Source organism: Sphingomonas sp. BL-S-29, from assembly GCF_055521495.1.
This window is the reverse complement of sequence record NZ_CM145482.1, coordinates 356,440-371,666: the sequence shown is the minus strand read 5'-3', so window position 1 is coordinate 371,666 and position 15,227 is coordinate 356,440. Positions and strand designations below refer to the sequence as shown.

Genomic DNA, 15,227 nt, shown 5'->3' with positions numbered 1-15,227 from the left:
CACGCGGCGAAATGAGGATGGGAGAAGCGGGATATGCATCCGCGCGGCCCGATGGTCGGACAGTGGTGGGAAATGACGGCATCGGCGCTCGCGCCGTGGGATCACCCCGGCGCACCCTCGCTCATCGCGAACGACCGCGCCTGCCGCACGCCGCGCAGGCCATAGCCGGGGGGCCGAGTCGCCGGACCGGCGTCATTGGCGGCGGGCGCCATGAACACGCTCTCCAGCGCCGCGCGGTTGATGCCGTCGGGCGCCGAGCTGCACGGGAATTTCGTCCTGAGACCCTGCACGGTGGCGGCCTGGGCCAGGGCGCGCTCCTTCAGCCGTTGGCCGACCGATTTGCGCACCGGCAGCCCGGCGACGATCTTGATCCAGCTGTTCCAGCTGATGCCAAGCCGCTGCATCACCTCGGCCTGCGATCCGACCAGGGGTTCCAGATCCTCCACCAGCTCGCGGTTGACGATGCACATTTCCGGTCGTCGCTGCATGATCTGCTTCCTCGAAGAGCTATGTCGGCCCGGCACAGGGCGAATTCATCGCCGACCAGCGTGCATGGCGATGCCGCCATGTCCCCTGGAAGGCACGGTGCCTTTCTCGGAGAGAGCGATTCTCCCCCGGCAAGCCTCTCCGAAACATACCGCAATGGTTGCGGCTTATCCATAAACGATCGTTGAGCATGAACCGAAGATATTCCAGACGAGCAGGCGCCATCGAGGCGCCTTGTCCGCAATATACTATAGGATGTAGTTGGTGGCCGGCGACTCGTTGCTGTTATTTTATGTATCTTGTTTGTTCGGTTCCCGGTGCGCCGCGGGGACGCGCCGGGCATCATGGTTGATATCAGATCGCTGGCGCTGTTTCTCATCAAATCCGCGCGATTTACGCACCGCACGTGCCAAATTCATGCATAAAGACCTGAATCGCGCAGGAATCCTGCGTCCTATCGGCTCGACGCAACGGAAAAGACCTGCGCGCGCGTCGGCTGATTCGCGCTGGCGTGTCGATCAGATCCAGCCGGGCGCGTGGACCAGTTCCAGCTTCATGCCGTCCGGATCTTCGAAGAAGACCGCATAATAGTCGCCCGAATAGTCAGGATAATGCGCCGGCGCGTCGAGCACCCTGATCCCATGGTCGATCAGCAGGTCATGCAGCCGGTCGACATCCTCGCGGCTTGCCGCCCGCCAGGCGAGATGGTGCAATCCCGGCGCGTAGCGGTCATGCACTTGGGACGCGAGCGCGGGGTCGCAGACCCTCAATCCCAGGGATGCGCCTGACCCGTCCGGGCCCAGATCCCATTCGCACCCCTCGGGCTCGTCCTTGACGCAGCGATAGCCGAGATATTCGAGCACCGGGCCGTACACTGCCTTCGACGCGGCGACGTCGCGGACGGTCAGGTCGATATGGTGGAATCCGCCGCGGTGGCTCCTGGTCATGTCTTCCTCTCCTCAGGCAATGCACTGAACCATCGTCGGGCTGGCCCGGTTCAATCAAGGCGCCCAGCACCACCGGCGACTGGACACGCTGCGAAGAATAGAACATAAAGAGAACACACTGTCGAGTCGCATGCCATGTTCTTCGAACGGTCAGATCGCCTGCTCTTCCTGCTGCGTCCGCCGGCACCCGTGGCGGCGCATATCGACAAGGAACGCCGTCTGCTCGATCTCGGCTGGCCCGTCCGGACCGACTATCTGCACATCACGCTGTGCAAGCTGGATTTTCCGCGCCTGCCGGGCTGGGCCGTTCCGCTGATGCAGGCGATCGGCGAGTGCGTTGCCGTCCCGCCGTTCCGGATCGTGATGGATCGCATGACCGGCAGTGCCCGATCGGTCGTGCTGCGGCCGAGCGAGCGGATCGGGGCGCTGTTCGACCTGCAGGCGCGGCTCGCGGCCGCGATCGCGCGGGTCGATCGCTTGCGCGGGCAGCCCTATCGTTTCAGCCCGCATCTCACCCTGGTCTATCGCAAGGGCGACGCGTTCGACTGGGAGGTGGAGCCGATCAGCTGGCAGGCGGACGAGCTGTTGCTGGTGCACAGCAAGGTCGGGCTGACTCAGCATATCGTGTGCGGTCGCTGGCCGCTGGCCGCGCCGGCGTCAGTTCAGGGCCGGCAACGCCCAGTCGATCGGTTTCTGCCCATGGCTTTCGAGAAAGGCGTTCGCCTTGGAGAAATGCCGGCACCCGAAAAAACCCGCATGTGCGGATAGCGGGGAGGGGTGCGCTGCCTTCAGCACCAGATGCCGCCCGCCGCGATCCACGCTGTCGACGAACGCCGCCTTTTTCTGGGCATAGCTGCCCCATAGCATGAACACGACCGGCTCGGGCTTCGCATTGACGAGGCGGATGACGGCGTCGGTGAACTTCTCCCATCCGCGGTCGCGGTGCGAGGCGGCCATGCCCATCTGCACCGTCAGCACGGAATTGAGCAGCAGCACGCCTTGCTTCGCCCAATGCTCCAGGAAACCGTGGCGCGCCGGCTGGATGCCCAGATCGCTCGCCATTTCCTTGTACATGTTGACCAGGCTCGGCGGCGGCCGGACGTCGGGCTGCACCGAGAAGCACAGGCCGTGCGCCTGTCCTTCGCCATGATAGGGGTCCTGCCCCAGGATCACGACCCGCACCTCCTCGAGCGCGGTCAGGTCGAGCGCGCGGAACCACTCATTGCCCTTGGGGAAGATGCGCTTGCCCGCTGCCTTCTCCGCGACGAGATAGGCCTTGAGCGCCGCCATATAGGGGCTGTCGAACTCGGGCCGGAGGGGTTCGAGCCAGCTCGGATGGAGTTTGACCGCATCGCTCATGGCCCCCGGCATGTCCGAACCCGGCCGCGCCTGTCAATCGTGCCGTGACGGACAGTCGGCCGCGAGCGGGCAGGCAGCGCATTCGGGCGAATCGAACCGGCAGATCGTCTGGCCCAGATATTTCATGACGATGTGGAAGGACAGGAAGTCGTCGCCGCTCCAGCCCGGCATGGCCGCGGTCACTGTCTCGCTCGCCGTCCGCGCATCCGCGGCTTCGGTGACGAACCCAAGCCGTTGCAGGATGCGCAGCACATGGCTGTCGACAATCATCACTGGCCGCGAAAGCGTGCTGGCGTTGAGCGTCGACGCGGCGACCTTGCGTCCGACGCCCGGAAGCTGCTCGAGCCACGCCAGAGCGTCGTCGAGCGGTGGTCGGCCCAGGAAGGCGAGGTCGCAATTCCCGCGTTCCCGCTCGATCTGTCGGAGGGCGCCGACCAGCCATCTGGCCTTGTTCGGCGCGAAGGTGACGTCGGCGATAATGTCCTCCACCTCAGCTGGCGTGGCGGCGGCGATTCCGGATGCGGATCCGAAACAGGCCCGCAGACGATGATAGGCGGCCAGCGATACCGGATCGCGCGTTCGCCCGCTGATCAGCGATTTGACGAACTGACCTGTTGGCTTGCGGCGTGCCGGGAGGCCCAGGCCGTCCAGCACCGGCCCAAGCCGGTCGCGCCAGCGGACGATATCCCCGGCCAGGAAATCGAAGCATTGCTGCATACCCGCAGAATAGAACATAATAAGAACACAGGCAAGCTTAGCGAGGTTCCGGAATCGCACTGATGCAGATCAAGCCGCTGATATCGCCCGCAACCTTGATTGCATCGTGGACGTTTCACCGCTGCCGCTTGGCGCCCCCTGTGGCCGGACCGGCCAATATCAATGGAGACGAGACATGGGACTTTTCACCAAGGATATAGAGACGCTCGACGACCTGTTCGTGCATACCCTGCAGGACATTTATTACGCTGAGCACCAGATCACCAAGGCATTGCCCAAAATGATCGAAAAAGCGACCGCAGCCGACCTCAAGGCCGGCTTCGAGACTCATCTGCGCGAGACAGAAGGGCAGATCGCCCGGCTCGAGCGCGTTTTCCAGATGCATGGTCGGGAGCCGAAGGCAGTGACCTGTCCGGCGATCGACGGCATCATCAAGGAAGCCAACGAGATCGCCGGCGATATTGCCGACAAGCAGGTGCTCGATGCAGCGCTGGTCGCTGCGGCGCAGGCCGTCGAGCATTATGAGATCACGCGGTACGGCACCTTGATCGCCTGGGCGAAACAGCTTGGCCGCGCCGACTGCGCGAGCGTGCTCGCCGAAACCCTGGCCGAAGAGAAGGCGACCGACGAGAAGCTGACGGCGATGGCGGAAAGCACGCTCAACGCCCAGGCCGAGCTGGCCGAAGCCGACGCCTGATCGACGGCGGCGCGGGCCGGCCCGGCCGGCCCGGCCGGTCCGCGTCAGCGCTTGCGCACGAACTCCGCGCGCAGCACCAAGCCCTTGATGCCCTCGTACCGGCAGTCGATCTCCTGTGGATCGCCGGTCAGCCGGATCGATTTGATCAGGGTGCCGCGCTTCAGCGTTTGGCCGGCACCCTTCACGGTCAGGTCCTTGATCAAGGTCACCTGGTCGCCATCGGCGAGCAGATTGCCCATCGAGTCGCGCACTTCGACAGCATCGGCGTCGGCCGATATCGCCTTCGCATCGGCAGCGCTGATCCATTCGCCGCTGGCTTCGTCATAGACGAAATCGTCGTCGTCACTGGCCATGGATCAGCTCTTGATCGTGGTCATTTCGACGGCCTTGCCCTTGCTCGAAGGGTTCGACGCGTTGGCCTTGGGGGCTTTTTCCGCCTTGGGCTTGCGGACTTCCTTGTTCGATTTTTTCTGGCTCTTGGCCATGGCGGCGGTTCCTTATCGGGCGGATGCCCTGGCGGAACGCTACACGCTTCGCCCCCGCTACGCCCGCATTATCGCTGCGGGCGGCGGGGCGGGTCCTCAGCCGATCGCGCCGACGGCGGCGTACTGGCCGAGGATGAGGAGGGCGGTCGTCGCGAAGGACGCGAAACCGATCACGAGGGAGCGAGTCATTTTACGGTCTTTCTCTGGGTCTGCGTCCCGGTTCAGACGACCGGGACGACGGGGACGGCTGCGCTGACCATCAGCGCGGTGAACAGCAGCGCACCGAAGAACGAGAGCGCGAGGTTCTGGACATTGTGAAAACGGACGGACATTGTTTCATTCCCTGATCTTGGCGATCCGGACCATCCGGCCGCCGATGCCAGGATGACTGCATCGAGCGTGCCAAACTCGCAAAGCATTGAAATTGCTGGGTCGACCAATCCCGCCCACATCGGAATGGGAAAAATGACGGCGCGATATTGGGATTTTGCACCATTAATTGGCGTGGCTAATGCGCGACCCGCGGCTGGTCCGGCCCGCGCTGCCACCCCCGAGTGGCGTTGCGCCTAGCGGGTGAAGGCGATGCCGATCCGGGCGTGTGTAGCGCGGCGATTATAGTCGCTCAGCGCCTCGCCATAGCCAGTGAATGCCTGACCAAAGAGATAGATGTGCGGCAGATCGTCGGAAATGGAGGCGAGCGGATAGGACAGATAGGCTTCGGCCGCGCCCTTGCCAGTCCCCGGATTGCCGCGGCCGGTCACCGAAAGCTTGATGCCGTCCTTCCGGCCGATCGAGGCAGTGAGCGCGCTATAGCCCCAATAACGGTCGAGATCGGGCGCGGCGCCCTGCTGTCCGACATAGAACCAGGCCTGGGGCACCAGCTGCAGGGTCCAGCCGTTGCCCAGCCGGAAATCCCTGGCGGCGCGGACGAACACGCGATTGACGTCGATCGAGCCGCCCACGCCCAGCCCGTTAGAATCGTGGCGATAGCCGCCGCCGACCGTCGTCGTCGGGTCGATCGGCATGTCGACATAGACTTCCGGACTGTAAGTGGTCGCGCGGAACGGGCCGGAGGGCTCCCCCAGCGCCCAGAACATGGTGTGGGTATAGGCGAAGTTGAGATTGGGGCCGCCTTCCCGGCCCAGCGCGCGGAAGGCGAAGCTGAATTGCAGCTTGGCACCGGCATCGCCCAGGCCGGCCGCGCCGTAAATCGGCTCGTGCGGCCGGAAGCGATCCCAGAAACCGCTCGACGAACCCGATGAATCCGTGACGACCCGTTCGACGGCCGCGACCTGGATAGGGGGCGCCGCGGGCGGCACCGCGTCCGAGCCCTGGGCATTCCCCGCCGGCCGGGCCGGCGCGGCGGCGGCCAGCCGGTAATGCAGCCTGGCGAACGCGCCGGGTTGCACGGTCAGCACTGCGTCGGGCGTGATGATCAGCCGCAAATGGGCACCGTCACCGGCGATGGTCTCGATCTCGGCCGGGCCCTCGGCCGGTGCCGCGGCGGTGCCCTCGTTGAGCAGGAACACCTCGACGCCCTGCCGGGCGGCCTCGGCCGAGGCGACCGGCTCGACCAGCGGGCGGAGCTGAGCGGCGGCGGGGGCGGCGAGGAGCAAGATCGTCGCGGCGGCGGGGATCGTCTGGATGCGCATTCGCAAAGTGTTGCCAGCCGATTGTTACGGACGCGAGTCCCAACTGACCGGGCTGGCGCGCCGCGAGCGGCCCGGCTAGGCGATAGCCATGCGAGTCACCGATGCAGAGATCGCCTTTGCCGAAACCCTTGCCGGCCTCGCCGGGGAGGCGATCCGGCCCTATTTCCGCAACAGCCATGGGCTCGAGGCCAAGGAAGACGCCTCGCCCGTCACCCTTGCCGATCGCGCCGCCGAAGCGGCGATGCGCGCGGCGATCGAGGCGCGCTTCCCTGACGATGCGATCATCGGCGAGGAATATGGCGTGCGCGAGGGCACGAGCGGCCGCGCCTGGGTGCTCGATCCGATCGACGGTACCCGCGCGTTCATCTCGGGCCGCCCGATCTTCGGTACCCTGATCGCGCTGGTCGCCGATGGTTGGCCGGTGCTCGGCGTGATCGACCAGCCGATCCTGCGCGAGCGCTGGCTCGGCGTGATCGGCCGCCCGACCCTGTTCAACGGCAAGCCCGCGGCCACGCGCAGTTGCCCCGAACTGTCGAAGGCGCTGCTTGCGACGACCTCGCCGGCGCTGTTCGGCGACGATCAGCTCCACGCCTTCGAACATCTCGATTCGGCGGTGATGAGCACGGTGCTCGGCGGCGATTGCTATAATTATGCCTGCCTCGCCTCGGGCTGGCTCGACATCGTCGTCGAAGACGGGCTGAAGCTGCACGATTTCGCGGCGCTGGTGCCCGTGGTCGAGGGCGCCGGCGGGCGCATGTGCGACTGGTGGGGCGATCCGCTCACCGCCGACAGCATCGGCGAAGTCGTCGCGGCGGGCGATCCGGCACGGATCGAGGATATTCTGGAAGCCCTGGCCTGTCGCGGGCACTGAGTTCGCGTCAGAAGATCCCCAGAAACTTCTTCTTCTGCTCCTTGCGCTCCTGCGGCGTCTTCTTCCCGTTTTCCGCCTTGGCCGTGGTGCCGTGGCCGACATCGTCGCGCGGCAGCCCCTTGGTGGTACGCTGCGCCGTTGCAGTCGCGCCCGACAGCACGGGCCCGCACGCCGCGCTTTTCGCGTCGCCGATATCGACAAAGGCAAGGACACCCGCGATCGGGCTCGCCACCAGCGCCAGGCCAAGCCCGGCACCAGCTCGCGTCAGCAATTGCGGACTGACCACGTTGATCCCGGGCTTCGCGAAATAGCCGTTCAGGCCCACCGGCGACTGGCCGGAGATCAGGCTGAACTTCTTGCCGTCGGCACGAAAGGCGAGATCGAGCGATTCGTTCCGGAAGCTGAACCCGCCCCTGCCCAGGATCACATTCTTCTGGGTGTCGATCAGGATCGGGTCGGCCGCCGCGATACCGCGCCTCACCGTGAAGGCGATCAGCCCGCAATTGATCCGCACCGGTTCCTTCAATTTCCCCTCGAACATCTTCTGGACAAAGGTGCCGATATCGAGCTCGGACAGCTGCACGTTGCGCGTCCAGAAACTGCCGGCCGGAATGATGATCGCGATCCGACCATTCGAGGTCGACAGCGATTCGTGGACGGTATCGCCGTCCCCGGTCAGCTGAATCCGTGCCTTCACCGTGCCGCTGGTGCCGGCTTCGTCCACGCCGTACCCGGCCAGCAGCACGCCCATCGGCGTCGGCGACAGGCGGATGTCGTAATCGGTGTGCACCACTGGCTGGCGCGCGTTGATCCTGATGTCCGATGAGACGTGCCCGCGCGCCATGTCGAAGGTCAGCGGCGATAGCGTCAGCAGGCTGTTGTCGAGCCCGAGCGTCAGGTCGATGTTCGACACCGGCACGCTCTTCGCCCGCAGCGAACGCACCTTGTACTGCACGGCCGCATCGAAATTGCGCAGCGCCTCGACGCGCAGGGTCGCATCGGGCAGCAGCCGCGGCGCGCCGCCGACCTGCGTGATCACACCCGCCTTGCCCCGGGCTGCGACCTCATCCGGGTTATAGCCGATGAACGGCGCCACATCGACGATATCCAGGGTGCGGGTCGCCAGCGCCGCGGTAATCTTCAGCCGGGGCTCGATCATCGCCACCGTCAGCTTGCCACCGATATCGCTGTCGCCGAAATGGCCTTTCAGCCCCGTGAAGCGATACTCGTCGCCGACCTTGGTCAGCGCCGAATCGAGCCGATAGGAACGGGTCTCGGGCACTGCCACGCCGATGATGCTGAACAGATCGGCGATGTTGGTGCCGCGCGCGGTGACCTTCAGGTTCGCGCCTTCGATTCGCGTCGGCGCGTCGAGCGTGCCTGAAACGTCGATTGCGGTCCGCGCCGCCTTGATATGCATTTCGAGCTGGTTCTTGCCGTTGGTCACGGTGGCGTTCGGCGTCAGCATCGCCCCATACAGCGTGAAGGGCGTCGTCCGCTCGATACCCTTGCCGGTGAACTGGATCGTATTCTCGAACCGCGTGTCGCTCGCCTTGATCGTCTGGAAAGCGAGATCGACTGATAACTGCAGCCGGGGATCGACATAGCGCAGCGTGGTCCCCGAAACGGTCGCACGGCGGATCAGCGGCATCTCGAAGGGTTTTCCCTTGCCCTCGCTGAACGTCCAGGTGTTGCTCTTGCGGTCCTTGCTCCACTCCAGATCCACCGCGCCGTCGAGCATGTCGAGCCACCGGATCCGGCGATTGCCGAAGATCAGCGGGAAGGTGGCGATTCGCGTATCGATTCGCTTTGCCTCGAACAAATTGGGTTTGGACGCCCAGGCCGGATTGGAGATCGTCATCCCCTCGGCGACGAAATGGATGGTGATCGGATCGAAATAGAGCTGGAAGTCGCCCGGCACCTTCACCGTGCGGTGTGTCATCGCCGCGACGGTCCGTTCGAACGGATGCTTCAGGAACCGGCCCTTGGTGATGTACAGGATCAGCCAGGCAAGGAAGATCGTGCCGATAACGCCAAGCACCACGTTGCGCACGATTCGCCATGGCTTGGAAAGCCGCCGCCCGGTACTTGGCGTTTCCGCGGCCGATTCGGTCGCGACGGGCGGTTCTTCGACCCTATTCGCAGCCGTTTCTTCGGCGGGGTTGGTTTTAGGCGGCAAATCCATCGCCCTCCAACCGTTCGCGCACGCCGCAAGTTCCAGAAGGTTGCATTCCACGGGGCATGCCGCTATGCGCCCGCCTTTCCGCGAGTAAGAGGAACTGCCCGGCCGGTATGGGCTGCCGTGGCCGTTCATAGATCGTCGCGAATATGAGGAGACGAAAATGCCCAAACTCAAGACGAAGAGCGGCGTGAAGAAGCGCTTCACGCTCACTGCCACCGGAAAGCTGAAGCATGGCGTCGCCGGCAAGCGCCACCGCCTGATCAGCCACAACGGCAAGTATATCCGCCAGAACCGCGGCACCTCGGTCCTGTCCAAGGCAGACACCGCAACCGTGAAGGCCTGGGCGCCTTACGGTCTGAGCTGAACTGGAGGATATAGAGAATGGCACGCGTAAAACGGGGTGTAACCACCCGCGCAAAGCATAACCGGATCCTCGATCAGGCGAAGGGCTATTATGGCCGTCGCAAGAACACGATCCGCATCGCCCGTCAGGCCGTCGAAAAGGCCGGCCAGTACGCCTATCGTGACCGCAAGGTGAAGAAGCGCTCGTTCCGGGCGCTCTGGATCCAGCGCATCAACGCGGCCGTCCGCGTTGAGGGCCTCACCTATGGCACCTTCATGCACGGCCTGAAGCTCGCCGGCGTCGAACTCGACCGGAAGGTCCTGGCCGACATCGCGATGCACGAAGGTGCTGCGTTTAGCGCCATCATCGCGCAGGCGAAGGCGGCTCTGCCCCAGGCCGCCTGAGCGACCTGTAGCGACCGAAATTTGGGGCGCGGGTGGTTTTCCACCCGCGCCCTTTTCGTTGGGAATCGAGTTGATGATCACGCTCCACCCCATGACTGACCGTGACTATGCCTGGCTGCTGGGCGAGGAATCGCGCGCTGACGGGCTGGTCCAGTGCGAAGGGGGCATCGCCCCGCCCGAGGTCAGCGCCATGCTCCGCGGCGTCACGGCGCAGGTCGCCGCGACGACGGACAAGCCGACTGCCTGGCTGATCGCCGAGGGCGACATGGTGGTCGGCATGACCAGCTTCACCAGGCGCGACGAGGATGGCCGCTACGAGATCGGCTATGGCATCGCCCCGACGCATGAAGGTCGCGGCGTGATGACGCAGGCGCTGGCTGCCTTGCTGCCGATCCTGCGCGAACACGGACATCCCGGCTTGACCGCCGGGACGAGCGTGGACAATCCGGGCTCGCAGCGCGTGCTCGAAAAGAACGGTTTCGTTCGTACCGGCACGCGCGACGATCCGGAGGACGGCGCGCTCATTCTCTGGGCGATCGACCTTGATACGAAGAGGGCTGCATGACCGATCTCGACCAGATGCGTGAACATTTGCTCGCCGCCGTGGAGGCGTCGGGCGGGCTCGACGCGCTCGATACGGTACGCGTCGGCGCGCTGGGCAAGCAGGGCACGATCACCGGCCTGCTCAAGACCCTGGGCGGCATGTCGCCCGAACAACGCCTCGTCGAAGGCCCGCGCATCCAGGGCCTGCGCGAGGCGGTGACGGTCGCGATCGCCGACAAGAAGGCAGCGCTCGACCGCGCCGACCTCGACGCTCGCCTCGCCCGCGAGACGCTCGACATGACGCTGCCGGCCGACGGCGTCGGTACGGGCAGTGTCCACCCGGTCAGCCAGGTGATGGACGAGCTGGCGGAGATTTTCGCCGATCTCGGCTTCGCGGTCGCGACCGGCCCCGAGATCGAGGACGACTGGTACAATTTCACCGCGCTCAACATCCCGGAAACTCACCCGGCCCGCGCGATGCACGACACCTTCTATTTCCCGGCGCAGCCGGAGGCGAGCACGGCCGGCGACGGGCAAAGCCCGTCGTCCGACGGCGAGCTTGGCTCGCCGCGGGCCGCGCTCGGTTCCTCGCGGATGCTGCTGCGCACTCACACCTCCCCGGTGCAGATTCGCGCGATGCAGGCGGCGGGCGGCAACAAGCCGATCCGCATCATCGCACCCGGTCGCACCTATCGCTCGGACAGCGACGCCACCCACACCCCGATGTTCCATCAGGTGGAGGGGCTGGTGATCGACAAGGGCATCACCCTCGGCCACCTCAAATGGACCCTGGAGACCTTTCTCAAGGCGTTCTTCGAGCGCGACGACATCGTCCTGCGCCTTCGCCCCAGCTATTTCCCCTTCACCGAGCCCTCGGCCGAGGTCGATGTCGGCTTCAGCCTCGTGAACGGCAAGCGCGTGATCGGCGGGTCGGACGGCTGGATGGAAGTGCTCGGCAGCGGCATGGTCCACCGCAAAGTGATCGAGGCCGGCGGCTATGATCCCGACGAATGGCAGGGCTTCGCGTTCGGCTGCGGCATCGATCGCCTCGCCATGCTCAAATACGGCATGGACGATCTGCGCGCCTTCTTCGACGGCGATATCCGCTGGCTGAAACATTATGGATTCGCGGCACTCGACGTGCCCACCTTGTCCGGGGGAGTCGGGGCATGAAGTTCACCCTGAGCTGGCTCCAGGAGCATCTGGAGACGACCGCAGACCTCGACACGATCGTCGAGGCGCTGACCCGTGTCGGTCTCGAGGTCGAAGGCGTGGAGAATCCGGGCGAGAAGCTCGCTGCCTTCAAGGTGGCGAAAGTGCTGACCGCTGCCCCGCACCCCCAGGCCGACAAGCTCCAGGTCCTCACCGTCGACGCCGGCGAGGGCCCGCTTCAGGTCGTGTGCGGCGCGCCCAACGCGCGCGCCGGCCTGGTCGGCGTGTTCGGCCTGCCCGGCGCGGTCGTGCCGTCCAACGGCATGGTGCTGAAGGTCGCGGCGATCCGCGGCGTCGAATCGAACGGCATGATGTGCTCCACGCGCGAGCTAGAGCTGGGCGAGGATCATGACGGCATCATCGAGCTGCCCGAAGACGCGCCGATCGGCACCGCATTCCCGGATTATGCCGGCCTCAACGATCCGGTGATCGACGTTGCCATCACGCCCAACCGCCAGGATTGCATGGGCGTACGCGGCATCGCGCGCGATCTCGCTGCCGCTGGCCTCGGCACGCTCAAGCCGCTGAAGGTCGATCCGGTGGCGGGCGAAGGTCCCGGCCCCGACGTGCGCACCGACGACACGGATGGCTGCCCGGCCTTTTTCGGCCAGACCGTCGCCGGCGTCACCAATGGCGAGGCACCGGACTGGATGCGCCGCCGCCTCGTCGCGATCGGGCAGAAACCGATCTCGGCCTTGGTCGACATCACCAATTATGTGTCGGTCGATCTCGGCCGCCCGTTGCACGTCTATGACCGCGCCAAGCTCTCGGGCGGCCTCGTCGCGCGCCGGGCAAAGGCGGGCGAGACCGTGCTCGCGCTCAACGGCAAGACCTATGCGCTCGACGAGACCATGACGGTCATCGCCGACGACGCTCATGTCCATGACATCGGCGGCATCATGGGCGGCGAGGAATCGGGCGTGTCGGCGGAAACGACCGACGTGCTGGTCGAATGCGCGTTCTTCGATCCCGACCATATCGCCCGCACCGGCCAGAAGCTGGGGCTGACCAGTGATGCCCGCGCCCGGTTCGAGCGCGGTGTCGATCCAGCCTTCCTCGAAGACGGTCTCGCCATCGCCACGCGTCTCGTGACCGATATCTGCGGCGGCACGGCCAGTGGCGTGACACGTGCCGGCACCCCGCCGGTGATGCCGCGCGTGATTGCCTATGACACCAACCGCGCCGAGACGCTGGGCGGCCTCGCCATCGCGCCCGACCGGCAAAAGACGATCCTCGAAAGCCTCGGCTTCGCGGTCGATGCCGGCTGGAACGTGACGGTGCCGAGCTGGCGCCGCGACGTGGACGGCTCGGCCGATCTGGTTGAGGAAGTCATCCGCATCGAGGGCATCGACAAGGTCCCGCCGGTTCCGCTCGATCGCATCCCCGGCGTCGCCACCCCGACCGCGACCCCCGAGCAGAAGCTCGAACGTCGCGCCCGCCGCGCCGCCGCCGCGCGCGGCCTCAACGAAGCCGTGACATGGAGCTTCCTGTCCGAAGCCGAAGCGGCGCCCTTCGGCGGTGGCGCATGGAGCCTCGCCAACCCGATCAGCGAAGACCTCAAGGTCATGCGCCCGTCGCTGCTCCCCGGCCTGCTCGCCGCGGCAGCGCGCAATTTGAAGCGCGGCGCGCAGACCGTGCGCCTGTTCGAGATCGGGCGCCGCTATCTCGCTGACAAGGAACGCCCGACGCTTGGCGTCGTCCTCGCCGGCGAAGGCCGCGCACGCGGCTGGCAGCAGGGCAAGGCTGTCCCGTTCGACGCGTTCGATGCCAAGGCGGAGGCGCTCGCGCTGCTCGCCGCGGCCGGCGCCCCGGTGGAGAATCTCCAGGTCATGGGGCCAATTGACGAAGCGTCGGGCGATGCCTGGCATCCCGGCCAGTCCGGCACCCTGCGCCTCGGCCCGAAGACGGTGCTCGCCGCCTTCGGCATGGTCCACCCGCTCACCGCCCGCGCTTTCGATCTCGATGGTCCGGTCGCCGCGGTCGAGCTGTATCTCGATGCGATCCCGGGCAAGCGCTCGGCAGGCTTCATGCGTCCGGCCTATGCGCCGCCCGCGCTGCAGGCCGTGCGCCGCGACTTCGCGTTCCTCGTGCCCGTCGATCTCGGCGCCGATTCGCTGCTCCGCGCCGTGAAGGGCGCGGACAAGGCGGCGATCACTGGCGTGCGCCTGTTCGACGTCTTCACCGGCGCCGGCGTCGACGATGGCCAGAAGAGCCTTGCGCTCGAAGTCACGCTCCAGCCCGGTGAGAAGAGCTTCACCGACGAGGAACTGAAGGTCGTCGCCGACAAGGTCGTGGCGGCGGCGACAAAGCTGGGGGCGGTGTTGCGGGGCTGAAGCATCTGGCTAAGCGAGGCCTGTTTCCCTCTTCCGTTCGTTTCGAGCGAAGTCGAGAAACAGGCCTCATAGTAAGGCTTCTCGACTTCGCTCGAAGCGAACGGAGGTTTTGTGACGGATCTGATCGACATCGCCTCCTCGGGCCTCTCCGCCGCGATCAACCCGTTCGGCGCCGAACTCACCCATCTCCGCGACGCCGAAGGCCGGGAGCTGATGACCGATGCCGATCCGGCCTTCTGGACCGGCCACGCCCCGATCCTTTTCCCGATCGTCGGCCGCCTGAACAATGATGTGCTCCGCATCGACGGCACCACCTATCCGATGAAGCAGCACGGCTTCGCCCGCCGCATGCCCTTTACGGTGTTGGAACGGGCGCCAGACCGCGCCGTTTTCCGCCTCACGGACTGCGAAGAAACCCGCGCCGCCTATCCCTTCGCCTTCGCGCTCGACCTGACCTACGTGATCGCTGGCACGACGCTTCACATCGAGGCCCGCATCGAAAATCGCGGAGGCGCTTCCATGCCGGCGAGCTTCGGCTGGCATCCGGCCTTTGCCTGGCCGCTACCCTATGGCGAGCCGCGCGAGGCGCATCACATCCTGTTCGACAGCGATGAGCCCGATTCGCTCAAGCAGATCGTTCCCGGTGGCCTGATCGGCAACATTCCGCGCCCGTCGCCGCTCGACGGGCGCATCCTCGCGCTGCGCGACAATCTCTTCACCGACGATGCACTGATCTGGGATCCGGTCCAATCGCGCCAGGTCACCTATGGTGCGCCGATCGGCGCGCAGCTCGACATTGCCTTCCCCGATACGGCGAAGCTCGGCATCTGGACCAAGCCCGGCGCACGCTTCCTTTGCATCGAGCCCTGGCACGGTATCGCCGACCCGGAAGGCTTTGCCGGGGACTTCCGCGACAAGCCCGGCGTCTTCGAGATCGCGCCCGGCGACAGCTGGACATGCGCACTGGGCGTGACGTTGCGCCCCTGACCCGCTAGG

17 protein-coding genes are annotated in these 15,227 nt (G+C 65.7%); 9 read left to right on the top strand and 8 right to left on the bottom strand.

Going from position 1 to position 15,227, the window contains the following annotated elements:
• Nucleotides 1–101: 101 nt before the first annotated feature.
• Both ACZ1I2_RS01735 and ACZ1I2_RS01730 read right to left on the bottom strand, forming a co-directional pair.
• The gene (locus ACZ1I2_RS01735) at nucleotides 102–488 is read right to left on the bottom strand and encodes a hypothetical protein (RefSeq protein ID WP_465171319.1); all 387 of its coding nucleotides are present in this window, start codon (nucleotides 486–488) and stop codon (nucleotides 102–104) included.
• A gap of 516 nt (nucleotides 489–1,004) precedes the next feature.
• Nucleotides 1,005–1,433 carry a VOC family protein gene (locus ACZ1I2_RS01730; protein WP_465175322.1) on the bottom strand — a complete coding sequence of 143 codons (429 nt, stop codon included), beginning with the start codon at nucleotides 1,431–1,433 and terminating at the stop codon, nucleotides 1,005–1,007.
• Nucleotides 1,434–1,568: 135 nt separating this feature from the next.
• On the opposite strand from ACZ1I2_RS01730, the gene ACZ1I2_RS01725 reads away from it, so the two are divergent.
• A complete protein-coding gene (locus tag ACZ1I2_RS01725; protein ID WP_465175323.1) occupies nucleotides 1,569–2,201 on the top strand; it encodes a 2'-5' RNA ligase family protein in 633 nt (210 codons plus the stop codon).
• Here ACZ1I2_RS01725 and ung read toward each other — a convergent pair.
• Both ung and ACZ1I2_RS01715 read right to left on the bottom strand, forming a co-directional pair.
• Nucleotides 2,091–2,792, bottom strand: a complete 702-nt coding sequence (ung, locus tag ACZ1I2_RS01720) for a uracil-DNA glycosylase (RefSeq protein WP_465171322.1) — start codon at nucleotides 2,790–2,792, stop codon at nucleotides 2,091–2,093. The genes ACZ1I2_RS01725 and ung overlap by 111 nt on opposite strands.
• Nucleotides 2,793–2,825: 33 nt before the next feature.
• Entirely contained in the window at nucleotides 2,826–3,509 is a 684-nt protein-coding gene (locus ACZ1I2_RS01715) for an endonuclease III domain-containing protein (protein ID WP_465171323.1), read from the bottom strand.
• Nucleotides 3,510–3,684: 175 nt separating this feature from the next.
• On the opposite strand from ACZ1I2_RS01715, the gene ACZ1I2_RS01710 reads away from it, so the two are divergent.
• Nucleotides 3,685–4,206, top strand: a complete 522-nt coding sequence (locus ACZ1I2_RS01710) for a YciE/YciF ferroxidase family protein (RefSeq protein WP_465171324.1) — start codon at nucleotides 3,685–3,687, stop codon at nucleotides 4,204–4,206.
• Nucleotides 4,207–4,250: 44 nt separating this feature from the next.
• Here the strand turns inward: ACZ1I2_RS01710 and ACZ1I2_RS01705 are convergent, their stop codons facing one another.
• The 3 genes from ACZ1I2_RS01705 to ACZ1I2_RS01695 form a co-directional block, all read right to left on the bottom strand.
• Entirely contained in the window at nucleotides 4,251–4,559 is a 309-nt protein-coding gene (locus ACZ1I2_RS01705; RefSeq protein ID WP_465175324.1) for an alkylphosphonate utilization protein, read from the bottom strand.
• Nucleotides 4,560–4,562: 3 nt separating this feature from the next.
• Nucleotides 4,563–4,691: a hypothetical protein gene (locus ACZ1I2_RS01700; RefSeq protein ID WP_372856315.1), complete on the bottom strand. Its 129-nt coding sequence runs from the start codon at nucleotides 4,689–4,691 to the stop codon at nucleotides 4,563–4,565.
• Nucleotides 4,692–5,257: 566 nt separating this feature from the next.
• Nucleotides 5,258–6,343, bottom strand: a complete 1,086-nt coding sequence (locus ACZ1I2_RS01695) for a phospholipase A (protein WP_465175325.1) — start codon at nucleotides 6,341–6,343, stop codon at nucleotides 5,258–5,260.
• 88 nt (nucleotides 6,344–6,431) lie between these two features.
• Between ACZ1I2_RS01695 and hisN the strand changes: the two genes are divergently transcribed.
• Entirely contained in the window at nucleotides 6,432–7,214 is a 783-nt protein-coding gene (hisN, locus tag ACZ1I2_RS01690; protein ID WP_465171327.1) for a histidinol-phosphatase, read from the top strand.
• A gap of 7 nt (nucleotides 7,215–7,221) precedes the next feature.
• Here hisN and ACZ1I2_RS01685 read toward each other — a convergent pair whose 3' ends face one another.
• Complete coding sequence (locus ACZ1I2_RS01685; RefSeq protein WP_465175326.1) at nucleotides 7,222–9,399, bottom strand: AsmA family protein; 2,178 nt, start codon at nucleotides 9,397–9,399, stop codon at nucleotides 7,222–7,224.
• A 157-nt stretch (nucleotides 9,400–9,556) separates the two neighbouring features.
• On the opposite strand from ACZ1I2_RS01685, the gene rpmI reads away from it, so the two are divergent.
• From rpmI to ACZ1I2_RS01655, 6 genes are all read left to right on the top strand, one after another.
• The gene (gene rpmI, locus ACZ1I2_RS01680; RefSeq protein WP_272623764.1) at nucleotides 9,557–9,760 is read left to right on the top strand and encodes a 50S ribosomal protein L35; all 204 of its coding nucleotides are present in this window, start codon (nucleotides 9,557–9,559) and stop codon (nucleotides 9,758–9,760) included.
• A 17-nt stretch (nucleotides 9,761–9,777) separates the two neighbouring features.
• Nucleotides 9,778–10,143: a 50S ribosomal protein L20 gene (gene rplT, locus ACZ1I2_RS01675; protein WP_272623763.1), complete on the top strand. Its 366-nt coding sequence runs from the start codon at nucleotides 9,778–9,780 to the stop codon at nucleotides 10,141–10,143.
• A 91-nt stretch (nucleotides 10,144–10,234) separates the two neighbouring features.
• Nucleotides 10,235–10,708 carry a GNAT family N-acetyltransferase gene (locus ACZ1I2_RS01670; protein ID WP_465181560.1) on the top strand — a complete coding sequence of 158 codons (474 nt, stop codon included), beginning with the start codon at nucleotides 10,235–10,237 and terminating at the stop codon, nucleotides 10,706–10,708.
• Nucleotides 10,705–11,859, top strand: a complete 1,155-nt coding sequence (gene pheS / locus ACZ1I2_RS01665) for a phenylalanine--tRNA ligase subunit alpha (RefSeq protein ID WP_465175327.1) — start codon at nucleotides 10,705–10,707, stop codon at nucleotides 11,857–11,859. The genes ACZ1I2_RS01670 and pheS overlap by 4 nt, the downstream gene beginning before the upstream one ends.
• On the top strand, nucleotides 11,856–14,231 hold the full coding sequence (gene pheT, locus ACZ1I2_RS01660; RefSeq protein WP_465175328.1) for a phenylalanine--tRNA ligase subunit beta: 2,376 nt from the start codon (nucleotides 11,856–11,858) through the stop codon (nucleotides 14,229–14,231). The genes pheS and pheT overlap by 4 nt, the downstream gene beginning before the upstream one ends.
• Nucleotides 14,232–14,342: 111 nt before the next feature.
• Nucleotides 14,343–15,218, top strand: a complete 876-nt coding sequence (locus tag ACZ1I2_RS01655; RefSeq protein ID WP_465175329.1) for an aldose 1-epimerase family protein — start codon at nucleotides 14,343–14,345, stop codon at nucleotides 15,216–15,218.
• Nucleotides 15,219–15,227: the final 9 nt, after the last annotated feature.